The organism is Pseudomonas sp. GW821-FHT07F05, from assembly GCF_059418765.1.
Window position 1 is genome coordinate 701938 of sequence record NZ_JBWKQL010000002.1, and the last position, 20031, is coordinate 721968.

A 20031-nucleotide genomic window follows, 5' to 3' on the forward strand; every position below is an offset into this window, starting at 1 on the left:
GAAAGCCTGCCAACGACAGGGAAAACCCTGGACGGCTGATCGATGACGAGACGTCAGAACCGCGTGAATGACCCGGCAAGCAGTGCGCCCCGCCACCCCGGCGGTAATGGGAAAGATTTCACTGGCTGGCCTTGGAAACAGGGCCAGACGGGAAATCAACCAGAGCAAACATCATGACCACTACGCCTCTGCAAATTTCCTACCTGATCGAAGGCGAGCAGAAAGGCGCCGAGTTCGCCGGCGACCTCTACGAGGGTTTGTTTCACGCTGCCCGGCAGCTGACCGGGCAAGAACGTCTTCGGCTAATCGGCGAGCTGCTGGCCCGGCACGCCGAGATTGAGTCCGATTGGCGATAGGACAACCAGCGCCAGCGTCAGCCTGACGAAAACTGCCCGATACCCTGGAACGTTTGAACGCTGACCAGGCCGCATCGGGGTGCGATCTTGCCGGAACGTGCATACCGGTTACCTGCCAGCCCAGCACGGGGCATCAAATACGGCAGGTTGAGGGCTCGCCCTCGAAGATCGTAGCCCGATGCGGAGAGTCCACCCGTTAAGCACTGCCAATGTGCGTGGGCGAAGCACCTTGCCGCGCTATGAAGTGCTATCGCTGACGGTTGAAGCTGGATCCGGAATCCCTGTGGGTCAGCTGTACCAGTCTGTATTCCTCCTTGACCTGAGCAACGAGGTCGGAAACGGCCCTCATTGTGGTCAAGCTGGATATTGGAATGCCAGGCACGGTCAGACCCACCTCGTCCGTTGAAGGATTCACGAGCTGAATCGTCATGGTGCCGACAGTGTTGACTGTGCAGATACATTTCTGAGGCAAGAAACTTGACTCGATGATGTGGCGCAATTCGAGACTGGAGAGCATGGAGCGTTCCTTCCTAGAACATCGACCTCGGTCTGACCATCATAGCAACAGACATCAATCGGTCGCGCGACATTGCGACAACAACATCAACTAAACAGAGGATGACCGCCATGAAATAACAAATAGCAACCGGCCTACCGCATCAGGCGGCGCCGGCAAGCAAGGTTCATGTACGGAGGCGTTGTGAACCAGCGAGATGTGAGAAGCCCTGCACTGTCAGGGCTTTTTTTCACCCAGCGTTTACCCGTCAGCACTCTCCCCTGCGCCCACTCGGCATATGTCAGGCGGCCAGAGTGCTAACGAGTACACGCACAACCACAAGAGGAATCGCCATGCATCAGGCATTTCAAGACCGCATCGTCGAGCTGGGGGATTTGCTCCAGCGTTCAAGCATCGCCCGAGGAGAGTTCAGCAAGCGAACCGACCGGGCAATGCCAGGTAGCAAGATGCGCTTCCAAGTGCGGAGTAAAGCGCGCAACTGCTACAACGTGTTCGAAGTCGCGACCGGCAACTTGCTCGACACGTTCGACACCTGGAAAGAGGCTGTGAACTTCGCGCAGAAACTCGATGCGCAGCCCAACTTGAGGCTGGTGCAATGATCGGCGAGAACGTGCCGGATCAGCACAAGCAGGCCATCGCGCAACTGTCCGCCCAGATCGACCACATTCTCGCCACCGGCCATCGTATCCAGAAAATTGACCAGGGCGTCAGCGCCAACGCGCCGCTGCTGGGCACCACGAATCATCTGGAAACGCTGAAGGCCAATCGCGCGAAGCGTGCACCGCGGATTCGCGCGCTGGCCGAGGCCGGCCTTGACGCGCGCCAGATCGGCATGAAGATCGGCATCGATACCCGCACCGTCGCACTCACCGCGCGAGAGCACGACATCACATTCACCGCGGCCACATGATGCGGCGTCTATTCAAGTGCGCCAATCAGCGTCGGCGCCAGACCTGGCTAAACCTGCCAGCGCAACAGATCGGAGATCCACCCGATGGAAAAGACAGCAGCGGCGAAGCACTCGGCGGACTACCGTCGGCGCCAGAAAGAGGAGAAGGAGAAGCTCGGGATCGAAACTCTGGAGGTCGATGTTCCAGTGGGCACTCGGTCGGGCATGACGCTTGCGATGAAGGATCACGGCTACAAGCAGATCCAGGAGCTGTGGCAGGATCTGGCGCTGTCATTTCTTGCAGCACCTCGCGAAGAGCAGGCGCGCCGGCTACGCAAACCTAGCGCGTCAGATTTTGTAGTTACTCCAAGACTAGCGCGCCAGTTGAAAGCGGCCGGCAAGGCCCAGGCGGATCCGGATGCAGACGAAGAATGAACTCACCCCAGTGCAGACAGAGACCTTGGCGTTCATCGCCGGGTATATCGCTCAGCATGGCTACTCGCCGACTATCGCGGAGATCGCCAAGGCCCAGCGCGTGAACGTGAATGCGATCGGCGACCGAATCGTGAGAATGGTGAAAAAAGGCGCCCTAACCAAAACTGACGGCATTGCGCGCAGCATACGGCCCGTGACGGAGGCATAACGTTCAGCGCTGGATGTTATACATACTGAAGACCTGCGAGGACACCCGCCACGGAACAACGTTATAGCCAATCGTTGCGCGGAAAATCGAGGTGACTATCAGCAAGAGGCTTTGCGTGTAACTGCAGAATGATCCTTATATGCCAGGCGAAGTGTTGTCAGCCTTCAAAGCTGCGTGACCTCGGGCAAGGCCAGCGGCAACGGCCTGATCTTTCGTTTTGAATTCTCCTTCGCGTAAAGGCATCAATGACCTACCGCGCGCGTCGATGTCTAAGATATCCCAGCCTTTGCTTAGGCCATAGTTCGAGACCTGCACAGCGACTACGCCGTCAGACTCGCGTGATAAAACTGACATTCATTACTCCTAAGCCCGACCCCGTGCCGGGCACCACGTATAGCCTACCACCAGCCTGTTCGCCACCATGACGACAGAAACCCCTTGTCGAGCACGCGTAACATCCGTTGCTGGACGTCACGCAGACCTGACAATCAGTGGATCAACGGCAGCGCATCCGCTGCCGACTCGATTGCGCTTGAGGCCTCACCCACATCCTCTGCATCGTAGAACTGCTCGCCGTACATCGACTGAATCGCCAACTCCGTGAGCTCGTCGATATCGACACAGCATTCCTGCGCAGCAACCAGCACCGCCTTCAGCGCAATCCGTAAAACCCTTTCCCTGTCTTCGCTCATGACCGTATCCCTTCCTGTGGTGAGGTAAGCGTAGGCGATAATCCCGTTAATAAGACGCTGGGATTAATGGGTTTGCAGTGCATCGGCCGCAACTTCTATCTCGATGATAGCCATCGGCACGTGCTCGGCGTCATAGGCGCGGTACATCAAGAGTTCATCAGCGGCCGCCTCGGACAGCTCATCGAGATTCATGCCGTGCTTCCGTGACACGTTCAAAACCGCTTTCAGCGCCAGCAACAACGCCCTTTCCCTGTCTTCGCTCATGACCGTTTTCCTTCCTGTGGAGCGGTAAGCATAGGCGGAACTCAACCCAAATCACTTTTGGGGAGCTGATACGTGCGACGGAGTGCGGTGCCCTAGATGACGTGTGCTATGCCTCTAAGTAATCGGGTGCCTTTTTCAGCAGAAAACCTCTGAATCCGGCAATTGAACACGACCGTCTAAAGCGGCAACGGATCACGGGCCTAAGCCGACTTCTTCACTCTGTCTCTGGGTCGTCATAATCCAACACCTCCGCCGCCTTCTCTATCGCGTTGATGGCCAGCGCAACGGCTGGTGACACACCGTTCGGAACAACCATTAGTGACTCAATTGCAGTCTCACAGAGCTCATCGATATCGATGTGTTGAGATCGCGCCGCCGAAAGCACCGCCTCAAGCGCGATTGAATAAATCAACCTGTCGTCTTCGCTCATGACCGTATCCCTTCCTGTGGAGCGGTAAGCGTAGGCCATTTTTCCCATCGCATGGAATCGAACCATGATCCATTACCACGGCACGCCAGTCGGCGGTAAGCGCGAGGACGCTGCCAAGTTCCTCGCGGGCCGACACGCACTGGTGCCCTTCCCCCGCAAAGATGACTTAGGGGTTGTGGCTGATGTGTGCAAGTCGTTCGTCTTCGACAACGGCGCGTTCTCCGTGTGGAAGAAGGGCGGCCAGGTAGACGTCGAGGGTTACACGCGCTGGGTCGAAGACTGGCACCGACATCCTGGATTCACTTGGGCGCTCATCCCGGACGTCATCGACGGCGACGAAGAGGCCAATGATGACTTGGTTCGGCAGTGGCCGGAGGAGCTTCGCGGCGTGCCCGTCTGGCACTTGCATGAGTCGCTTGAACGACTGCAACGTCTAGCGCAGTGCTGGCGAACTGTGGCCCTGGGCAGCTCCGGACAATGGGCAGCACCCGGCACAGGCTCATGGTGGAAGCGGATGGGCGCCGCGATGGACGCCATCTGTGACGACCAAGGCCGTCCTTCATGCCGGCTGCACGGTTTACGAATGCTCGACCCGGCGATCTTCCAGCGCCTGCCCTTCGCCTCCGCCGACTCGACGAACGCTGCGGTGAACGGTGGAAGCATCAGCCGTTTCGGAATGTATGCTCCGCCAACCGCCGGCCAGCGCGCCAACGTCATCGCGGACCGGATCGAAGCGCACAACAGCTCTCCGGTGTGGCTGCGAGAAATGCAGACCGAGATGGCGCTCTAAACGCATCACCCCTTCCCAACGTCGAATCACGCCACTGGCGAGGATCCCGCATGACCACCGAACCGATTGACGATAAAAAGCTTGAGCGGGCGATCCGCAAGATCAAGCACTGCCTAGCTCTGGCCCAAAGCGCCAACGAGAACGAGGCCGCGACTGCGCTTCGCCAGGCTCAGGCGCTGATGCGGGAATACCGCCTCACGGAAATGGACGTGCAGCTGAGCGATGTGGGAGAAGTTGAGTCGGCATTTGTCCGTGTCCGGCGGCGTCCCGCTTGGGATCAGCAGCTGAGCATCGCCGTCGCCGATGCATTCAGCTGCACAACACTACGCCGCCGAAAATGGAGTCATTCGAAAGACGAATTCATTGAGTGCGCGACGTTTGTTGGCGTTTCACCCGCACAGAACATCGCGCTGTATGCATATGAAGCGTTGCTGACCAAGCTCACCCAGGCGCGCAAAGAGTATTGCTCGGGCGTAAGGGCTGGTGTTCATCGCAGCCAATATTCAGCTGCAACCGCTGGCGACCACTTCGCGTTAGCGTGGGTTTGGGAGGTTCAGTCCAAACTGAAAGCCCTTATTCCTCAAGCCGACGACGATTTGTCCGGGCGCCCCGCCACTGGCCAAGACCTCGTCTCAGTGCAAGCGCAGGACAAGGCTTTGATCAGTGAATACCTTGCTGCCCAAGACATCAGAGAGTCCCGGAAAAGCAAGGGCGTCGAGCTGGATTTAAACGCCCAGATCGCCGGGATGCTCGCGGGCCAGAGGGTCGAGCTGCACGCCGGGCTGACGCGCGGCGGTGATGAGCAGCTGGCTCTCACGGGCGCGGCCTAATCGAGGACACCCCCATGCAACGCATCTACCTCAGCGGGCCCATGACGGGCCTGCCCGATTACAACTACCCCGCATTCAATGCAGAAGCCGCCCGCCTCCGCGCCCTCGGTTACACCGTCGAGAACCCGCTGCAGGCCGACGCGCCCTGGCACATGTGCATGCGTGACGCGATCCGTCAGATGCTGACCTGCGACACAGTGGCGTTCCTTCCGGACTGGCGTCAGTCCCGCGGCGCCAACGTAGAAATTGAACTCGCCATCCATCTCGGTATGGCCGTCATTCCAGCAAACGGCATTTTTACGCCGCAGGAGGGGCTATGAGCAATCAAGCAAAGCGGTTGAGCGGTTGTCCTGCAGAGCGGCTGGCGTACTGTCGCGGCGGGGATGGCCGCGCAGTGGTGAAGGAGCGGACGCCGCAGGATTACGCGATCGAGCACGCCGGCTACCTTGCCAAAGCAGCGGACAGTGTCCACGAGGCGTACCAGGCCTATTCGCTAGCTCAAATGAATGTGGATGAACGCGGTGACGACGGCGAAGGCAAGCTCGCTGAGTTGGTTGATTCGGCCCGCGCCGACCTGCACGAGGCACTGAAGGAACTGCGCGGCATGGTGTACGAGTTCCGCAAGCGACGCGACCGCGCAATCCCGCAGTAACCCCGCCGCCCGTTCGGCTCCACCCTACCCCTAATGCCTACCGCGATTAGGCGGCAGCCTTACTGAGATGAAGGTGTAGCTCAACGAACGCTTCCTGTTGCGCGCTTACCGCCGATTTCCATTCGTGAGTACCTATTGATGATGCCGAGATCAACCCTGACATGACAGCGGTTGCGTCCTCTAGTACCAAAATCAACTGCTGCGCTGCGTTTGTGAAATTTTGAGCGGACTGCATGTGGGTATCCTCAAACGTGAAGCAACCGAAAATTGCTCTCCAATGCATCCGAGCCATCGCTGAAGCATTCATTCATCGAGTCGGATCGCCAGTCTCCCCCCTTATCCCTATTGCCTGCTGCTTATGCGGCGAGGAGACATCTGTGCGCTTGAAAAAGCTGGAGCGCGAGCAGGCCCGCATGAAATACGGCGGCCGCTGCGCATATTGCGGCATCGAACTTGGTGACCGCTGGCACGCCGACCACCTGCAAGCCGTTCGGCGCGGAACAAGTCATCGCTGGGAAGGCAAGGCCGAGCGCCCGCAGAACCACAACCTGGACAACATGATGCCAGCCTGCGTGCCTTGCAATCTGAGCAAGTCCCAAATGCCTCTGGAGGCATGGCGCACTTACCTGGTGGGCCATGTCAACAGCCTCAACCTCTACCACCCCATCTACCGACTCGCGAAGGCATACGGCCTGGTCGTCGAGACGGCGGCGCCAGTGGTGTTCTATTTCGAGAAGGAAAAGCCATGAGCCGCAGCGGATACAGCGACGATTGCGAAAACTGGAGCCTGATCTGCTGGCGGGGCGCAGTCACTTCGGCCATGAAGGGCAAGCGCGGCCAGGCGTTCCTGCTTGAACTTCGCGACGCAATGGATGCCATGCCCGAAAAGCGCTTGGTCGCTGACGTCCTGGAGGCTGATGGGCAGTTCTGCACGATCGGCGTGCTTGGGGCAAAGCGCGGCATCAACATGGAAGGCCTTGACCCTGATGATCGTGAAGACGTGGCAAAGGCGTTCGGCATCGCTCCGGCGCTTGCCGCTGAGATTGTCTTCATGAACGACGAGGGCAGCTGGAACGCGGAAACGCCTGAAGAGCGCTGGGTGCGCATGCGGGAATGGGTTGAGTCGAATATTCAGCAGGTGGCGGCGTGAGCGAACAAGCGTTCCCGGACGCTCGACGCAAGATAGTGGGCGAGACCTTCATCCACGTCGACGTCGTGGTGAAAGAAATTATCACCAAAAATACCGCGAAGTCAGTCATCCATCGAACCCGCACCCGAGCCCTGTTGCTCGAGTGCGGTCACGCAATCGAGGTCACCCGATTCAACAAGGTGCCGACACGCAACACGGTCTGCCATGTCTGCGACCTGCCCCGCGTTCAGCATGAAATGAAAAAGCTGGACGAGAAGCTGAAGCGCGCCAGCAAAGCCTAACCCCCTCCCCATCTATCAACATGCCTGCCGGTGTACGGCGGGCGGAGTACTCCCATGCCTCAGAAAAACACACCCAAGCCTTGGACTGTTCACCACCGAATGACCGATTGCGTGACGTTCGAAGGAAGGCACGGACAGGAAAACCTGTTCCTGCAGAACGTGGACGGCTATTTCGCATGTCAGAACCCGGAGGACGCCGCACTGGTATCCGCGTCGCCCGAATTGCTGACTATTGCCCAGCGCCTCATCCAGTGGGATCTGGACTACCCGGTGAACTGCAATGACGGATATGCCGGACTCAAAGCGCTGAACGAAATCATCGCAGATGGCAAGGCTGCAATCGCAAAGGCAACGAAACCACTCAACCCCGCATAGACCCCGGACGGGGAAGAGGCATCCCATGAAGCGTGAACTGATCAAGATCAGCGAATTTCAGCGGCGGCGCTGGGGCGAAAACGGAACACCGCCCTGCCCCCAGGCAATCCGCAACTACATCCGAGACGGCAAGCTTCCAGGCGAGCAGATCGGCAAACTCTGGTATATCGACTGGGCGGCATTCAACAAAGCCGCCGGCAACGATCTCGTCGCGATGGTATTGAAAGGAGCTGCATGATGGTCCCACGGCCGCGCAACAAGTCGAACAAAGGCTTGCCGCAGAACCTTTACTTGGATGACCGGCGCGGCACATACCGGTACCGGCGCCCGACTGATGGAAAGTGGTTTCAGTTCGGCTCCGACCGGGTGAAGGCTGTGGATGCGGCCAAGCAACTGAACTTAGCATTCATGCAGGGCGCCGACCTGGTCGGCGTGGTACTGGGTGAATCAGCCGAGCTGTTCACCGCCTTCCTGGATGATTACGAGAAGAACGTGCTGCCGCCGCGCGAGCTGTCGACGGGAACGCTCGGACTTTACGCCGTGCACTTCCGCAGATTCCGACGTGAGTTCGAAGGAAAGGCTGTCGATCAGATCTCGATCCGCATGATCGCGCAAATGCTCGACCTGTTGACGCCGCGCACAGCCAACCAGTGCCGGGCGCTGCTGATCGACATTTTTAATCACGCGGCGGCCAAGGGGTTGTGCCCCGACAACCCTGCGGCGAGCACCATCAATCGTATCGAGAAGAAAACCCGCAAACGGCATACAGTCGACGGCCTCAAGGCGATCAGGGAGAAGGCACCCTCCTGGTTGCAAAATGCGATCGATCTTGCACTGATCACTGCGCAGCGGCGCACCGATATCCTCGCGATGAAGTTCGAAGACGTGAAAGACGGCTATCTCTATGTGGTGCAGCAGAAGACTTCGAAGGCCAGTGACGCGGCGTGGATCAGGTTCAGGGTGACGCCCGAGCTGCAGCGAATGATCAGCCATTGCCGTGACAACGTCGTCTCCCCTTTCCTGGTGCACCGCAGACCTGATCGGAAGAAACAGAAGCAGGCTGAGACCAAAGAGCACTGGACTAAGGTTGAGGAGCGTTACTTGACGCGCGCATTCAAGGACGCCAGGGAGGCAGCGGATTGCTACAAGGGATGGAAGGAAGAAGAGATGCCAGGCTTCCACGAAGTCAGGGCACTGTCGCTGCACTTGTACAAGAAAGCCGGGAAAGATGGGCAGAAGATCGCCGGGCACGCGAGCGAGGAGATGACCAAAAACTACCAGAAGGAGCACGCTGAGGTGATCTGGTCGGAGGCCATTCCGGACCTCGATATCAGCGATATCACCGGATAGTTTTGCGCCAGTTTTGCGCGGATTTTGCGCAAGCCAAAAACGAAGAAGGGAATCGAACCGGTAAGTGGCTGATTCCCTTTGCAAAATATGGTCGGGACGGAGTGATTCGAACACTCGACCCCTAGCACCCCATGCTAGTGCGCTACCGGACTGCGCTACGCCCCGACTAGGCGTTACTCACTGCTACTTCTGTATTACGGGTTCTTGCGAAAGCGTCGAGGAATATACCCTAAGCTTTTGAATGATGGAAGTATTTCGGCTTACCACGTGAAGTCATTTACGCAGCACGACCAGCACGTCTTCCAGCTCGACAATCATCTGTTTGATCAGCTGCTTGTACTGCAGCGAATCATCCTTGACCTCATCGCTGGACATGCGCAAACGCGCGCCGCCAATGGTGAAGCCCTGATCGTAAAGCAGCGCGCGGATCTGGCGGATCATCAGCACGTCCTGTCGCTGATAATACCGGCGGTTTCCGCGGCGCTTGACCGGGTTGAGTTGAGGAAACTCCTGCTCCCAATAACGCAGAACGTGCGGTTTGACCGCGCAGAGCTCGCTGACTTCACCAATGGTGAAGTAGCGCTTGCCGGGGATAGGCGGTAGCTCGTCGTTATGACTTGGTTCCAGCATAAGCCTCAACTCGGGCCTTCAGTTTCTGCCCTGGGCGAAAGGTGACCACACGGCGAGCGGTAATCGGGATTTCTTCCCCTGTCTTGGGATTTCGACCCGGTCGCTGGCGTTTATCGCGCAGATCAAAATTGCCGAATCCGGACAATTTGACCTGCTCGTTATCTTCCAGAGCGTGCCTGATTTCCTCAAAGAACAGCTCGACCAGTTCCTTGGCTTCTCGTTTGTTCAGGCCTAGCTCTTCGTACAGACGTTCGGCCATTTCAGCTTTCGTCAGAGCCCCCATACGCTACATCCTTAACGTGGCGTTTAACCTTGCCTCTAGCGAGGTGAGAATTTGCTGCGTCGAAGCGTTTACCTCATCGTCGGTAAGAGTGCGCGATGGATGTTGCCAGGTCAAGCCGACTGCAAGGCTTTTTCTAAGCGGATCAATGCCTTTACCCTGGTAAACATCAAACAGCCTGAGGTCTGTGAGCCATTCCCCTGCATTCTCACGAATAACGTCCAGCACGGCGGTCGCGGAAACATCACGATCAGCCAGCAGCGCCAGGTCGCGACGCACTTCCGGGAAGCGTGAAAGCTCATGGAATTTCGGCAGGCGACCGGTCGCCACTTCAGCCAGAACCAGCTCGAAGACGAACACGGGACGATCAAGGCCCAGGGTCTTGGACAGTTCCGGGTGCAGTGCGCCGATGTAGCCCACTTCTCGCCCGCCACGCTCGATACGTGCGGTCTGACCCGGGTGCAACGCGGGGTGGCTTCCGGGTACGAAACGGAAATCATCTTGCGCACCGGCAAAGCCCAGCACGGCTTCAACGTCAGCCTTGACGTCGAAGAAGTCGACGACATCGCGGCCTTGCGCCCAGCCTTCCGGCAGACGGCTGCCACAGATCACGCCGGCCAGCATCGGCTCTTGCTTCAAGCCTTCCAGTTGACCGACAAAACGCAGCCCGCTCTCGAACAGGCGCACGCGGTCCTGCTGGCGATTGAGGTTGTGCTGCAGCGACTTCACCAGACCCGGCCACAGGGACGAGCGCATTGCCGACATGTCAGCCGAGATCGGATTGGCCAGCAGCAGCGGCTCAGCACCCGGGCTGAACAGCTCGAACCATTTCTGATCGATGAAGCTGTAAGTGATTGCTTCCTGATAACCGCGAGCCACCAGCAGACGACGCAACGCTGGCAGATCACTCCGAGCCTCGGCACGCGGTTGCGGTGCCAGACGCGCCTGCGGGTAACGAACCGGCAGACGGTTGTAACCATGGAGGCGGGCCAGCTCTTCAATCAGATCGACTTCGAGGGTGATATCGAAGCGGTGGCTCGGCACTTCGACGCGCCACTGCTCGATGGCGTGAGGCGCGACGGTGAGACCGAGCGCTGTGAGCAGACGCTCGATTTCCGCTGCGTCCATCTTCATGCCCAGCATCTGCTCGATACGCTCGGCACGCAGAATGATCGGCTCAACCGAAGGCAGGTGCTGATCGCTGACGGTTTCGATGACCGGACCAGCTTCACCGCCCGTGATCTCCAGAAGCAGGCCAGTGGCACGCTCCATGGCTTCACGAGCGAGCTGCCAGTCAACGCCGCGCTCATAGCGATGGGACGCGTCGGTGTGCAGGCCATAGGACCGTGCCTTGCCGGCAACGGCAATTTGATCGAAAAAAGCGCTCTCAAGGAAAATATCGCGAGTGGTCGCGGACACGCCGCTGTGCTCGCCACCCATGACACCGGCGATGGCCAGGGCACGCTGGTGATCGGCGATGACCAGAGTATCAGCGCGCAGGCTGACTTCCTGTCCATCCAGAAGCACGAGCTTTTCGCCCTCTTCCGCCATGCGCACACGAATGCCGCCGTTGATCTCGGCAAGGTCGAACGCGTGCAGCGGCTGACCCAGCTCAAGCATCACGTAGTTGGTGATGTCGACTGCGGCGTCGATGCTGCGGACGTCCGAGCGACGCAGGCGCTCAACCATCCACAACGGCGTAGGACGCGACAGGTCGACATTGCGGATGACGCGACCCAGATAACGTGGGCATGCCGCAGACGCGATCACGTCTACAGGACGCACTTCATCGTGCACGGCCGGAACCACTGCCACCTGTGGACGCGTGACGACTGCGTCATAGAGCGCCCCCACTTCACGGGCCAGACCCGCGACCGACAGGCAGTCACCGCGGTTGGGCGTCAGGTCGACCTCGATGCTCGCGTCGTCCAGTTCGAGATAAACGCGCACATCCTGACCCACCGGCGCGTCGGCCGGCAGCTCCATCAGGCCGTCATTGCCCTCACCCACCTGCAGCTCGGCTTGGGAGCACAGCATGCCGTTGGACTCGACGCCCCGCAGCTTGGCTTTCTTGATCTTGAAATCGCCCGGCAATTCGGCGCCGATCATGGCGAATGGAATCTTCAGGCCGGGACGTACGTTTGGCGCGCCACACACAACCTGAAAAGTCTCGGCGCCATTGCTGACCTGGCAAACGCGCAGCTTGTCAGCGTCCGGGTGTTGCTCGGTGCTCAACACCTCGCCCACCACAACACCGCTGAAAACGCCCGCTGCCGGGGTGACGCTGTCTACTTCAAGGCCGGCCATCGACAGACGAGCAACCAGCTCGTCGCGGGACACTTGCGGGCTTACCCAGCCACGCAGCCATTGTTCACTGAATTTCATCCTGCTCTCCTAAAGAATTCGTTACGGGCGACCTAGCGAAATTGCGCGAGGAACCGCAAGTCGTTGTCGAAGAACAGGCGCAAGTCGTTGACGCCATAGCGCAGCATCGCCAGACGCTCTACGCCCATGCCGAAGGCGAAGCCCTGGAACTCTTCCGGATCGATGCCCGACATGCGCAGCACGTTGGGGTGGACCATGCCGCAGCCCATGACTTCAAGCCAGCCGGTCTGCTTGCACACGCGGCAGCCTTTGCCGCTGCACATCACGCATTCCATGTCGACTTCGGCCGAAGGTTCGGTGAACGGGAAATACGAAGGACGGAAACGCACTGCCAGCTCTTTTTCAAAGAACACGCGCAGGAATTCCTCGATGGTGCCTTTCAGGTCGGCGAAGTTGATATCGCGGTCGACCAGCAGGCCTTCGACCTGATGGAACATCGGGGAATGGGTGATATCGGAGTCACTGCGATACACACGGCCCGGGCAGACGATGCGGATCGGAGGCTTCTGCGATTCCATGGTGCGGACCTGAACCGGCGAGGTATGGGTGCGCAGCAGCATGTTCGCATTGAAATAGAAAGTGTCATGCATCGACCGGGCCGGGTGATGGCCTGGGATGTTGAGCGCTTCGAAGTTGTGGTAATCGTCTTCTACCTCAGGGCCTTCGGCGATGCCGTAGCCGATGTGGGTGAAGAACTGCTCGATTCGTTCCAGAGTACGGGTAACCGGGTGCAGACCGCCAGTGGTCTGGCCACGGCCAGGCAGGGTCACGTCAATGGATTCGGCCGCGAGCTTGACCGCAAGATCGGCCTCCTCGAACGACGCCTTGCGCGCATTGAGAACCTCTGTGACACGCTCCTTGGCTTCGTTGATCAGCGCGCCGACCTTCGGACGCTCATCAGCAGGCAGATTCCCCAGGGTCTTCATCACCTGAGTCAATTCGCCCTTCTTGCCAAGGTACAGAACCCGGATTTGCTCCAGGGCATTGATATCTTCGGCGCTTTGCACAGCCTCAAGTGCTTGAGAGACCAGCGCGTCCAGGTTTTCCATGTACAGACTCCAGATACAAAATAGGGGAAGAGCTTACAAGGCTCTTCCCCTATTTATGACGTTTAACACCGAACCCCGAGCGGGGTCCGGTGATTGCCGGGGACTTAGGCCAAAGTGGCTTTAGCTTTCTCGACAATCGCAGCAAACGCCGCTTTTTCGTTCACTGCCAGATCAGCCAGAACCTTGCGGTCGATCTCGATCGACGCTTTTTTCAGGCCAGCGATGAAACGGCTGTAGGACAGACCGTTGATACGCGCACCAGCGTTGATACGAGCGATCCACAGAGCGCGGAACTGACGTTTTTTCTGACGACGGTCACGGTAGGCGTATTGGCCAGCCTTGATTACCGCTTGCTTGGCAACACGGAATACGCGTGAACGCGCGCCGTAGTAGCCTTTAGCAAGTTTCAGAATTTTTTTGTGACGCTTACGGGCAATGACGCCACGCTTTACACGAGCCATGAGTTAATTCCTCTGTTCTTGATCAAAATTAGCAAAGGCGCAGCATGCGCTTGACTTTTGCCACGTCGGACGGATGCAGCAAGCTGCTTCCACGCAATTGACGCTTACGCTTTGTCGACATTTTGGTCAGGATGTGGCTCTTGAAAGCGTGCTTGTGCTTGATGCCATTCGCGGTTTTCAAAAACCGTTTAGCTGCACCACTTTTAGTCTTCATCTTTGGCATGTTCGGATACTCCGCATTCAGTTGATAAACATAACCGCAAGGCCTGCCGTGCCCTGGTGGTTATTTCTTCTTTTTCGGGGCGATGACCATGATCAGCTGGCGTCCTTCCATCTTAGGATGCTGTTCGACCGAACCGTATTCGAGCAGGTCAGCTTCAACCCGCTTCAACAGCTCCATCCCCAGCTCCTGGTGGGCCATCTCACGACCGCGAAATCTCAAGGAAATCTTGGCCCTGTCCCCGTCACTCAGGAAACGTACCAGGTTGCGTAGTTTTACCTGGTAATCCCCTTCCTCCGTCCCTGGACGAAACTTGATTTCTTTAACCTGGATCTGCTTCTGATTTTTCTTGGCGGCAGCAACCTGTTTCTTCTTCTCGAAGATCGATTTGCCGTAGTCCATCAGTTTGCAAACAGGGGGTACTGCATCGGCGGAAATTTCCACCAGATCCAGTTTGGCCTCTTCAGCCTTAAGAAGCGCGTCTTCAATTGACACAATCCCAAGCTGCTCACCCTCAGCCCCAATTAAACGAACCTCACGTGCCGAGATATTCTCGTTGATCGGGGCTTTCGGTGCAGCTCGTTTATCTTGTCTCATTTCACGCTTAATAATAATTACTCCGAATCTTGGCGACCACGCCGGGAAACCGCTTGTGCAAGGAACTCCGAGAACTGGGCGACCGGCATCGAGCCAAGGTCTGCGCCTTCACGTGTACGCACAGCGACAGTTTGTGTTTCAACCTCCCGATCCCCAATCACCAGGAGATACGGAATTTTGAGCAACGTATGCTCGCGGATTTTAAAGCCGATCTTTTCATTTCTCAAGTCGGACTTGGCACGGAATCCGCTTTGCGCCAATGTTTTTTCCACCTCAAGGGCAAAATCAGCCTGTTTATCAGTGATATTCATGATCACTGCTTGAGTTGGAGCAAGCCACGCAGGGAAGGCGCCTTCGTAATGCTCAATCAGGATTCCGATGAAGCGCTCGAAGGAGCCAAGGATTGCGCGGTGCAACATGACCGGGTGCTTGCGACCGTTGTCTTCCGACACGAATTCGGCGCCCAGACGGATCGGCAGGTTGAAATCGAGCTGCAGAGTACCGCATTGCCAGACGCGACCCAAGCAATCCTTGAGAGAAAATTCGATCTTCGGACCGTAGAACGCGCCCTCGCCCGGTTGCAGATCGTACGGCAGACCCGCGCTGTCAAGGGCTGCAGCCAGTGCAGACTCGGCGCGATCCCACAATTCATCGGAACCGACACGCTTCTCAGGACGGGTAGACAGCTTCATTTCGATGTCTTTGAAACCGAAATCGGCGTAGACGGCCATGGTCAGCTTGATGAACGCGGCGGATTCAGCCTGCATCTGTTCTTCGGTGCAGAAGATATGCGCGTCATCCTGGGTGAACGCCCGCACGCGCATGATGCCGTGCAGCGCACCCGAAGGTTCGTTGCGGTGGCAGGCGCCGAATTCGGCCAGACGCAGCGGCAACTCGCGGTAGCTTTTCAGGCCCTGATTGAACACCTGCACGTGGCACGGGCAATTCATCGGCTTGATGGCGTAGTCGCGGTTTTCCGACTCGGTGGTGAACATGTTCTCGGCGTAGTTCGCCCAGTGCCCGGACTTCTCCCACAGGGAGCGGTCGACAACCTGAGGCGTCTTGATCTCGAGGTAGCCGTTTTCGCGCTGGGTCTTGCGCATGTATTGCTCAAGAACCTGGTAGAGCGTCCAGCCGTTCGGGTGCCAGAACACCATGCCCGGCGCTTCTTCCTGGGTATGGAACAGGCCCAGGCGCTTGCCGATCTTGCGGTGATCGCGTTTTTCGGCTTCTTCGATGCGCTGGATGTAAGCCGCCAGCTGCTTCTTGTCCGCCCACGCCGTGCCGTAAACGCGCTGCAACTGCTCGTTCTTGGCATCGCCGCGCCAGTAGGCGCCGGACAGCTTGGTCAATTTGAATGACTTCAGAAAACGGGTGTTCGGCACGTGCGGACCGCGGCACATGTCGACGTATTCTTCGTGGTAGTACAGGCCCATGGCCTGCTCGTTCGGCATGTCTTCGACCAGACGCAGCTTATAGTCTTCGCCACGGGCCGAGAACACTGCGATCACTTCCGCACGCGGCGTGACCTTCTTGATGACGTCGTAGTCCTTTTCGATCAGCTGCTGCATGCGCTGCTCGATCGCCGCCATGTCGTCCGGCGTGAAAGGACGTTCATAAGCGATGTCGTAATAGAAGCCATCATCGATGACCGGGCCGATCACCATCTTGGCAGTCGGATAGAGCTGCTTGACGGCATGGCCGACCAGGTGCGCGCAGGAGTGACGAATGATCTCCAGGCCTTCCTGATCCTTGGGGGTGATGATTTGCAGGCTCGCATCGGTATCGATGATGTCGCTGGCGTCAACCAGTTGACCGTTGACCTTGCCGGCCACGGTGGCTTTGGCCAGGCCCGCACCAATGGATGCTGCGACCTCGGCAACGGATACCGGGTGATCGAAAGAACGTTGACTGCCGTCGGGAAGAGTAATAGTTGGCATGGCGCCTCCTCTCCTAGTGGTGACCCCTACCAAAGGTCACGTGGGTGGGATAGAGCCAGTACGCGATTCGGTGGTATGCCTGCCTCACAGTGGCAGGAGCCCGAAGGCCAACCTGAAGACCGAACCAGAGTGACTGGAACTTACGAAATCGACAGAACTTGCAGCAGGGCAACGGGGCCCCGCGAGATGCGAGCTAATCTGCAGGCGCGCATGCTATCACAGCGTTACCGCAGGGTCAGCTAAACGGTGGTGGGCGCTGCACGGGGATCGGCAAATGAACCGAGACGCAGCGGCGCCACGGAACTGGTGCGCTTCAGGGGCCTCAGATTATCGGTAGTACCTGTTCAAGGCCTGACACCTCGACGGCCACCGACAAAAAGGAATCCACCATGAAGCTTCTACGCGTTGCCGCCCTTCTCGCCCCGCTTGCCCTGACACTGCCCCTCAGCGCTCATGCCGCGATGGATGCGAAAACCAAGACCAGCTACATGAACGAATGCACCACCGCAGCCACCCAGAGCAATCCATCGATGGACGCCAGTGCAGTGAAGGCGCATTGCGAGTGCGGCGCTCAACAAATCAACCAGAACTTCTCGGACAAGGAGATCGCGTCGCTCAATGACAAAACGACGCCTCCCAGTACCGATATGACCTCTCGTCTGCAGGCGGCGGTGAGCAAAAATTGCCTGAATGGCAAAAAATAAAAAATTTACATTTCCTTGATGCCCCAGACCGGGGCGTAAAGAAGGACCTATCGACCGACACCCTGAAGCCCGCGAATTCAGCGGGTTTCAGGGGTTGAAGAAGGGTTCGCCGCTGAACGCGCCGACCGGGCTAAACAGGCCTACGGGGCCCATTTGGGGCGTTATATCGAAGATGCTGACGCAAAGTTCTAATCGAAAAAGTCCAGCATTCACACAATTCGACTATGATAGCGCTCGTGTGCCCAGTTGGCCTGAGCAACACAGCACTACTGAAAATTATGTTCCTGGAGATACACCATGTCTAATCGCCAATCCGGCACCGTAAAATGGTTCAACGATGAAAAAGGCTTCGGCTTCATCACCCCACAGGGTGGCGGCGACGACCTTTTTGTACATTTCAAAGCCATTGAATCCGACGGTTTCAAAAGCTTGAAAGAAGGCCAGACTGTTTCCTTCGTGGCTGAAAAAGGCCAAAAGGGCATGCAAGCTGCTCAGGTTCGCGCGGAGTAATCCCAGCGATCTGAAAAAACCCCGTCACTGACGGGGTTTTTTTATGCCTGCAATTCCGTAATGCGCTGACGTTAACCGCAATTGACGCGGTTCACTTTCCCTGAATCATCGGTGTTCAGGTTCAGACGGTCCGAGCGGTATTCCAGTGTCACGATGTCGTTGGGCCCGAGCACTCTGGCGGTCTGCGCGCCGGCCTTGGCCTTCGCCTGGTCCAGCAATGCCGCTGACGCCGGCTTGCCGACAGCGAACTGCACCGCTGCCGCGTCACAACGGGCATAACCATCAGCGGAACTGGCCGGGGAACTGGCGACGCTCTCCTCAGGCTGGCTCGAAGACTCCGACGTGCTGCTGCAACCGGCCAGCAGCGCTGCGGCGAGCACCAGACCCGATGATGCGTATTTCCAGGGCATACAACCTCCTAACGTTTAACTGAATCAGAACCTCTGCGACAGCGGTCCAGCGGCTTCGTTTCGCCACGCGCAAGCCAAGGCATGTCGAGTACAGCGCAGGAGTCTGCCCGAGGCATCGCCTGCCCGGCGCATTCAATCGTGACAAAACGTTTAAGGCACGCCCGCAGGACGGGCCAAACAGGCGGGCGCGAGTCAATAGACGTCGACGTAATCGGTGGTGGGATTGGCCCAGTTGTCCCGCAGGGCGTTGTAGATCTGCGTCACCCATACGGCATCGCTGGCAGCCACCGGGCCCACGCAACCGGAACCGGCCGCCCAGGTCTCCAGACGAAACAGCAGTCCGCGGATGTCGACGCCGCCCACCGCGTCACTGGAAATCCACGCACGGCCGTCACGACCGACGCGCAGCTGGCTGTGCACGCCATCCCGCGCCGCCGCGATCATTTGCCGGACAGCGTCGTGGGTAAAGGAATCGGGACTATTGAGGTCGATAGACACAGTTTTGCACCTTGATTGCTCTGCGCCCCGCAGCGGGATGCCACGCGGCGCAGCACTGCAGATTTACTTCAAAAGACCAAGGCGCTGAGTCAACAGGTCAAAAAAGCCTTGGGCATCGCCGTTTTCGACCCAGAACACATTTTTGTTCTGAGCGAGGGTGTCATACCAGTCCGCAACGGTCTGGCCGTGGGTCACACCCTCACGGTTATCGATCACCAGATTGACCTGTCTGCCGCTGAACAGCTCCGGTTTGATCAGCCAGGCAATCACGCTCGCATCATGTACCGGCCCGCCGGGCAGGCCGTAATGGACCATATCAGCCTTGACGTACTCGTTGAGGATACCGCTGACCAGCTTGCCAGCCTGATTGTTCAGGCCGTCGATCTGCTTGATGCGCGCTTCGCTGGTGAGGATCTTGTGGGTGACATCCAGCGGCACGTAGGTCAGCTTCACGCCGCTGTCCAGGACAACCTTCGCCGCATCGGGGTCGGCGTAGATATTGAACTCGGCCACTGGAGTGATGTTGCCACCGTTGAAGTGGGCGCCGCCCATCACCACGACTTCCTTGATGCCCTGGGTGATCTCAGGCGCCTGACTCAGCGCGAGCGCCAGATTGGTCTGCGGCCCGAGCATGGCGATGGTGATGCTGTGGGGCGCAGCTTTCTTCAGGGTGTCGACCAGGTACTGCACGGCATTGCCTTCAGCCAACGGCTTCTTCGGCTCATGCACTTCCACGCCCGGGAGTCCTTCCTTGCCGTGGATGTTCTCGGCGTAGATCGGCGTGCGCACCAGTGGCTTGCCGGCACCGGCGTACACCGGCACTTCTTCACGGCCAGCCCATTCCCGAGCCAGCCGGGCATTACGCGACGTCTTGTCGATGCGCACGTTGCCCGCCACGGTGGTGATTGCCATGACGTTGAGTTCTCGCGGCGACGCCAGCGCCAGGAGCAGTGCGACGACGTCATCGGCGCCCGGGTCGGTGTCGATGATCACGTCGCGCTTCTCGGCGGCATGCACCGACGTGGCGGATAAAATGGTCAACAGCGCGGCACTCCTGATCAGTCCTGTAAAAAAATGACGGGTTGTATTCATGGGAACTCCTTGTTCCTGACGGCTGAAAATAAAAAA

The 20031-nt window shown here is 58.2% G+C and carries 32 protein-coding genes and 1 tRNA gene; 17 read left to right on the forward strand and 16 right to left on the reverse strand.

Annotated features, from left to right (window positions below):
- Positions 1 to 173: 173 nt before the first annotated feature.
- Positions 174 to 356 carry a hypothetical protein gene (locus AC07RO_RS07325; RefSeq protein WP_463582933.1) on the forward strand — a complete coding sequence of 61 codons (183 nt, stop codon included), beginning with the start codon at positions 174 to 176 and terminating at the stop codon, positions 354 to 356.
- 247 nt (positions 357 to 603) lie between these two features.
- On the opposite strand, the gene AC07RO_RS07330 is transcribed toward AC07RO_RS07325, so the two are convergent.
- A complete protein-coding gene (locus AC07RO_RS07330; RefSeq protein ID WP_495085691.1) occupies positions 604 to 873 on the reverse strand; it encodes a DUF1652 domain-containing protein in 270 nt (89 codons plus the stop codon).
- A 332-nt stretch (positions 874 to 1205) separates the two neighbouring features.
- Here AC07RO_RS07330 and AC07RO_RS07335 point away from each other — a divergent pair, with 332 nt between their 5' ends.
- From AC07RO_RS07335 to AC07RO_RS07350, 4 genes are all read left to right on the forward strand, one after another.
- Entirely contained in the window at positions 1206 to 1472 is a 267-nt protein-coding gene (locus AC07RO_RS07335) for a hypothetical protein (RefSeq protein WP_495085692.1), read from the forward strand.
- Entirely contained in the window at positions 1469 to 1783 is a 315-nt protein-coding gene (locus AC07RO_RS07340) for a hypothetical protein (protein WP_495085693.1), read from the forward strand. The genes AC07RO_RS07335 and AC07RO_RS07340 overlap by 4 nt, the downstream gene beginning before the upstream one ends.
- Before the next feature lie 84 nt (positions 1784 to 1867).
- Positions 1868 to 2197 carry a hypothetical protein gene (locus AC07RO_RS07345; RefSeq protein ID WP_495085694.1) on the forward strand — a complete coding sequence of 110 codons (330 nt, stop codon included), beginning with the start codon at positions 1868 to 1870 and terminating at the stop codon, positions 2195 to 2197.
- Positions 2181 to 2405, forward strand: a complete 225-nt coding sequence (locus AC07RO_RS07350) for a LexA family protein (protein ID WP_495085695.1) — start codon at positions 2181 to 2183, stop codon at positions 2403 to 2405. Before AC07RO_RS07345 ends, AC07RO_RS07350 begins: the two co-directional genes overlap by 17 nt.
- A gap of 488 nt (positions 2406 to 2893) precedes the next feature.
- On the opposite strand, the gene AC07RO_RS07355 is transcribed toward AC07RO_RS07350, so the two are convergent.
- From AC07RO_RS07355 to AC07RO_RS07365, 3 genes are all read right to left on the reverse strand, one after another.
- Positions 2894 to 3097 (reverse strand): hypothetical protein, encoded by a 204-nt coding sequence (locus AC07RO_RS07355; protein ID WP_495085696.1) that lies wholly within the window; start codon positions 3095 to 3097, stop codon positions 2894 to 2896.
- 63 nt (positions 3098 to 3160) lie between these two features.
- The gene (locus tag AC07RO_RS07360; RefSeq protein ID WP_282372629.1) at positions 3161 to 3361 is read right to left on the reverse strand and encodes a hypothetical protein; all 201 of its coding nucleotides are present in this window, start codon (positions 3359 to 3361) and stop codon (positions 3161 to 3163) included.
- Positions 3362 to 3575: 214 nt separating this feature from the next.
- Positions 3576 to 3791 (reverse strand): hypothetical protein, encoded by a 216-nt coding sequence (locus tag AC07RO_RS07365; protein WP_495085697.1) that lies wholly within the window; start codon positions 3789 to 3791, stop codon positions 3576 to 3578.
- 64 nt (positions 3792 to 3855) lie between these two features.
- Here AC07RO_RS07365 and AC07RO_RS07370 point away from each other — a divergent pair, with 64 nt between their 5' ends.
- From AC07RO_RS07370 to AC07RO_RS07415, 10 genes are all read left to right on the forward strand, one after another.
- Positions 3856 to 4581, forward strand: a complete 726-nt coding sequence (locus AC07RO_RS07370) for a hypothetical protein (protein ID WP_495085698.1) — start codon at positions 3856 to 3858, stop codon at positions 4579 to 4581.
- A gap of 50 nt (positions 4582 to 4631) precedes the next feature.
- On the forward strand, positions 4632 to 5411 hold the full coding sequence (locus tag AC07RO_RS07375) for a DUF2786 domain-containing protein (RefSeq protein ID WP_495085699.1): 780 nt from the start codon (positions 4632 to 4634) through the stop codon (positions 5409 to 5411).
- Positions 5412 to 5425: 14 nt separating this feature from the next.
- Positions 5426 to 5731: a DUF4406 domain-containing protein gene (locus tag AC07RO_RS07380; protein WP_495085700.1), complete on the forward strand. Its 306-nt coding sequence runs from the start codon at positions 5426 to 5428 to the stop codon at positions 5729 to 5731.
- Positions 5728 to 6063 (forward strand): hypothetical protein, encoded by a 336-nt coding sequence (locus AC07RO_RS07385; protein ID WP_495085701.1) that lies wholly within the window; start codon positions 5728 to 5730, stop codon positions 6061 to 6063. Before AC07RO_RS07380 ends, AC07RO_RS07385 begins: the two co-directional genes overlap by 4 nt.
- Positions 6064 to 6440: 377 nt before the next feature.
- Positions 6441 to 6812, forward strand: a complete 372-nt coding sequence (locus tag AC07RO_RS07390; RefSeq protein WP_495085702.1) for an HNH endonuclease — start codon at positions 6441 to 6443, stop codon at positions 6810 to 6812.
- A complete protein-coding gene (locus AC07RO_RS07395) occupies positions 6809 to 7213 on the forward strand; it encodes a hypothetical protein (RefSeq protein ID WP_495085703.1) in 405 nt (134 codons plus the stop codon). Before AC07RO_RS07390 ends, AC07RO_RS07395 begins: the two co-directional genes overlap by 4 nt.
- On the forward strand, positions 7210 to 7494 hold the full coding sequence (locus AC07RO_RS07400; RefSeq protein WP_282372622.1) for a hypothetical protein: 285 nt from the start codon (positions 7210 to 7212) through the stop codon (positions 7492 to 7494). Before AC07RO_RS07395 ends, AC07RO_RS07400 begins: the two co-directional genes overlap by 4 nt.
- A 54-nt stretch (positions 7495 to 7548) precedes the next feature.
- On the forward strand, positions 7549 to 7869 hold the full coding sequence (locus tag AC07RO_RS07405) for an XkdD/Y8K6 family phage-associated protein (RefSeq protein ID WP_495085704.1): 321 nt from the start codon (positions 7549 to 7551) through the stop codon (positions 7867 to 7869).
- Positions 7870 to 7894: 25 nt separating this feature from the next.
- Positions 7895 to 8107 (forward strand): hypothetical protein, encoded by a 213-nt coding sequence (locus tag AC07RO_RS07410; RefSeq protein WP_282372619.1) that lies wholly within the window; start codon positions 7895 to 7897, stop codon positions 8105 to 8107.
- On the forward strand, positions 8107 to 9219 hold the full coding sequence (locus AC07RO_RS07415; protein ID WP_495085763.1) for a tyrosine-type recombinase/integrase: 1113 nt from the start codon (positions 8107 to 8109) through the stop codon (positions 9217 to 9219). The genes AC07RO_RS07410 and AC07RO_RS07415 overlap by 1 nt, the downstream gene beginning before the upstream one ends.
- A gap of 88 nt (positions 9220 to 9307) precedes the next feature.
- On the opposite strand, the gene AC07RO_RS07420 is transcribed toward AC07RO_RS07415, so the two are convergent.
- From AC07RO_RS07420 to thrS, 9 genes are all read right to left on the reverse strand, one after another.
- Positions 9308 to 9384 (reverse strand) — tRNA-Pro (locus tag AC07RO_RS07420).
- Between the two features lie 108 nt (positions 9385 to 9492).
- Entirely contained in the window at positions 9493 to 9849 is a 357-nt protein-coding gene (locus tag AC07RO_RS07425) for a MerR family transcriptional regulator (protein WP_074887387.1), read from the reverse strand.
- Complete coding sequence (ihfA, locus tag AC07RO_RS07430) at positions 9830 to 10132, reverse strand: integration host factor subunit alpha (protein ID WP_002553164.1); 303 nt, start codon at positions 10130 to 10132, stop codon at positions 9830 to 9832. The genes AC07RO_RS07425 and ihfA overlap by 20 nt, the downstream gene beginning before the upstream one ends.
- A 3-nt stretch (positions 10133 to 10135) precedes the next feature.
- Positions 10136 to 12514, reverse strand: a complete 2379-nt coding sequence (gene pheT, locus AC07RO_RS07435; protein WP_495085705.1) for a phenylalanine--tRNA ligase subunit beta — start codon at positions 12512 to 12514, stop codon at positions 10136 to 10138.
- Positions 12515 to 12546: 32 nt separating this feature from the next.
- Positions 12547 to 13563: a phenylalanine--tRNA ligase subunit alpha gene (gene pheS, locus AC07RO_RS07440; RefSeq protein WP_192171982.1), complete on the reverse strand. Its 1017-nt coding sequence runs from the start codon at positions 13561 to 13563 to the stop codon at positions 12547 to 12549.
- 104 nt (positions 13564 to 13667) lie between these two features.
- Positions 13668 to 14024: a 50S ribosomal protein L20 gene (rplT, locus tag AC07RO_RS07445; RefSeq protein WP_007905879.1), complete on the reverse strand. Its 357-nt coding sequence runs from the start codon at positions 14022 to 14024 to the stop codon at positions 13668 to 13670.
- Positions 14025 to 14052: 28 nt separating this feature from the next.
- Positions 14053 to 14247 carry a 50S ribosomal protein L35 gene (gene rpmI, locus AC07RO_RS07450; RefSeq protein ID WP_003442181.1) on the reverse strand — a complete coding sequence of 65 codons (195 nt, stop codon included), beginning with the start codon at positions 14245 to 14247 and terminating at the stop codon, positions 14053 to 14055.
- A gap of 60 nt (positions 14248 to 14307) precedes the next feature.
- Entirely contained in the window at positions 14308 to 14859 is a 552-nt protein-coding gene (gene infC / locus AC07RO_RS07455) for a translation initiation factor IF-3 (RefSeq protein ID WP_172613086.1), read from the reverse strand.
- Positions 14859 to 16781 carry a threonine--tRNA ligase gene (thrS, locus tag AC07RO_RS07460; RefSeq protein ID WP_346626218.1) on the reverse strand — a complete coding sequence of 641 codons (1923 nt, stop codon included), beginning with the start codon at positions 16779 to 16781 and terminating at the stop codon, positions 14859 to 14861. Before thrS ends, infC begins: the two co-directional genes overlap by 1 nt.
- A gap of 389 nt (positions 16782 to 17170) precedes the next feature.
- On the opposite strand from thrS, the gene AC07RO_RS07465 reads away from it, so the two are divergent.
- Together AC07RO_RS07465 and AC07RO_RS07470 are read left to right on the forward strand one after the other, a co-directional pair.
- Positions 17171 to 17485 carry a hypothetical protein gene (locus AC07RO_RS07465; RefSeq protein ID WP_133771120.1) on the forward strand — a complete coding sequence of 105 codons (315 nt, stop codon included), beginning with the start codon at positions 17171 to 17173 and terminating at the stop codon, positions 17483 to 17485.
- Positions 17486 to 17782: 297 nt separating this feature from the next.
- On the forward strand, positions 17783 to 17995 hold the full coding sequence (locus tag AC07RO_RS07470) for a cold-shock protein (RefSeq protein WP_065991529.1): 213 nt from the start codon (positions 17783 to 17785) through the stop codon (positions 17993 to 17995).
- A gap of 71 nt (positions 17996 to 18066) precedes the next feature.
- Here AC07RO_RS07470 and AC07RO_RS07475 read toward each other — a convergent pair whose 3' ends face one another.
- The 3 genes from AC07RO_RS07475 to AC07RO_RS07485 all read right to left on the reverse strand — a co-directional run bounded on the left by AC07RO_RS07475 (position 18067) and on the right by AC07RO_RS07485 (position 19995).
- Positions 18067 to 18405, reverse strand: coding sequence for an I78 family peptidase inhibitor (locus tag AC07RO_RS07475; protein ID WP_282373371.1), 339 nt, complete (start codon positions 18403 to 18405; stop codon positions 18067 to 18069).
- 192 nt (positions 18406 to 18597) lie between these two features.
- Positions 18598 to 18903 (reverse strand): hypothetical protein, encoded by a 306-nt coding sequence (locus AC07RO_RS07480; RefSeq protein WP_346629874.1) that lies wholly within the window; start codon positions 18901 to 18903, stop codon positions 18598 to 18600.
- 63 nt (positions 18904 to 18966) lie between these two features.
- Positions 18967 to 19995, reverse strand: a complete 1029-nt coding sequence (locus AC07RO_RS07485) for a nucleoside hydrolase (RefSeq protein ID WP_495085706.1) — start codon at positions 19993 to 19995, stop codon at positions 18967 to 18969.
- Positions 19996 to 20031: the final 36 nt, after the last annotated feature.

Excerpts from the sequence above, each read along its gene's own strand:
- AC07RO_RS07395 (WP_495085703.1), top strand. The coding sequence starts at position 6,809 with ATGAGCCGCAGCGGATACAGCGACGATTGCGAAAACTGGAGCCTGATC.
- rpmI (WP_003442181.1), bottom strand. The coding sequence starts at position 14,247 with ATGCCAAAGATGAAGACTAAAAGTGGTGCAGCTAAACGGTTTTTGAAA.
- AC07RO_RS07365 (WP_495085697.1), bottom strand. The coding sequence starts at position 3,791 with ATGAGCGAAGACGACAGGTTGATTTATTCAATCGCGCTTGAGGCGGTG.
- rplT (WP_007905879.1), bottom strand. The coding sequence starts at position 14,024 with ATGGCTCGTGTAAAGCGTGGCGTCATTGCCCGTAAGCGTCACAAAAAA.
- AC07RO_RS07415 (WP_495085763.1), top strand. The coding sequence starts at position 8,107 with ATGGTCCCACGGCCGCGCAACAAGTCGAACAAAGGCTTGCCGCAGAAC.
- AC07RO_RS07340 (WP_495085693.1), top strand. The coding sequence starts at position 1,469 with ATGATCGGCGAGAACGTGCCGGATCAGCACAAGCAGGCCATCGCGCAA.
- AC07RO_RS07465 (WP_133771120.1), top strand. The coding sequence starts at position 17,171 with ATGAAGCTTCTACGCGTTGCCGCCCTTCTCGCCCCGCTTGCCCTGACA.
- AC07RO_RS07370 (WP_495085698.1), top strand. The coding sequence starts at position 3,856 with ATGATCCATTACCACGGCACGCCAGTCGGCGGTAAGCGCGAGGACGCT.
- AC07RO_RS07380 (WP_495085700.1), top strand. The coding sequence starts at position 5,426 with ATGCAACGCATCTACCTCAGCGGGCCCATGACGGGCCTGCCCGATTAC.
- pheT (WP_495085705.1), bottom strand. The coding sequence starts at position 12,514 with ATGAAATTCAGTGAACAATGGCTGCGTGGCTGGGTAAGCCCGCAAGTG.
- AC07RO_RS07325 (WP_463582933.1), top strand. The coding sequence starts at position 174 with ATGACCACTACGCCTCTGCAAATTTCCTACCTGATCGAAGGCGAGCAG.
- AC07RO_RS07385 (WP_495085701.1), top strand. The coding sequence starts at position 5,728 with ATGAGCAATCAAGCAAAGCGGTTGAGCGGTTGTCCTGCAGAGCGGCTG.
- AC07RO_RS07405 (WP_495085704.1), top strand. The coding sequence starts at position 7,549 with ATGCCTCAGAAAAACACACCCAAGCCTTGGACTGTTCACCACCGAATG.
- AC07RO_RS07375 (WP_495085699.1), top strand. The coding sequence starts at position 4,632 with ATGACCACCGAACCGATTGACGATAAAAAGCTTGAGCGGGCGATCCGC.
- AC07RO_RS07350 (WP_495085695.1), top strand. The coding sequence starts at position 2,181 with ATGCAGACGAAGAATGAACTCACCCCAGTGCAGACAGAGACCTTGGCG.
- pheS (WP_192171982.1), bottom strand. The coding sequence starts at position 13,563 with ATGGAAAACCTGGACGCGCTGGTCTCTCAAGCACTTGAGGCTGTGCAA.
- AC07RO_RS07410 (WP_282372619.1), top strand. The coding sequence starts at position 7,895 with ATGAAGCGTGAACTGATCAAGATCAGCGAATTTCAGCGGCGGCGCTGG.
- AC07RO_RS07470 (WP_065991529.1), top strand. The coding sequence starts at position 17,783 with ATGTCTAATCGCCAATCCGGCACCGTAAAATGGTTCAACGATGAAAAA.
- AC07RO_RS07335 (WP_495085692.1), top strand. The coding sequence starts at position 1,206 with ATGCATCAGGCATTTCAAGACCGCATCGTCGAGCTGGGGGATTTGCTC.
- AC07RO_RS07330 (WP_495085691.1), bottom strand. The coding sequence starts at position 873 with ATGCTCTCCAGTCTCGAATTGCGCCACATCATCGAGTCAAGTTTCTTG.
- AC07RO_RS07355 (WP_495085696.1), bottom strand. The coding sequence starts at position 3,097 with ATGAGCGAAGACAGGGAAAGGGTTTTACGGATTGCGCTGAAGGCGGTG.
- AC07RO_RS07425 (WP_074887387.1), bottom strand. The coding sequence starts at position 9,849 with ATGCTGGAACCAAGTCATAACGACGAGCTACCGCCTATCCCCGGCAAG.
- AC07RO_RS07485 (WP_495085706.1), bottom strand. The coding sequence starts at position 19,995 with ATGAATACAACCCGTCATTTTTTTACAGGACTGATCAGGAGTGCCGCG.
- AC07RO_RS07345 (WP_495085694.1), top strand. The coding sequence starts at position 1,868 with ATGGAAAAGACAGCAGCGGCGAAGCACTCGGCGGACTACCGTCGGCGC.
- thrS (WP_346626218.1), bottom strand. The coding sequence starts at position 16,781 with ATGCCAACTATTACTCTTCCCGACGGCAGTCAACGTTCTTTCGATCAC.
- ihfA (WP_002553164.1), bottom strand. The coding sequence starts at position 10,132 with ATGGGGGCTCTGACGAAAGCTGAAATGGCCGAACGTCTGTACGAAGAG.
- AC07RO_RS07475 (WP_282373371.1), bottom strand. The coding sequence starts at position 18,405 with ATGCCCTGGAAATACGCATCATCGGGTCTGGTGCTCGCCGCAGCGCTG.
- AC07RO_RS07360 (WP_282372629.1), bottom strand. The coding sequence starts at position 3,361 with ATGAGCGAAGACAGGGAAAGGGCGTTGTTGCTGGCGCTGAAAGCGGTT.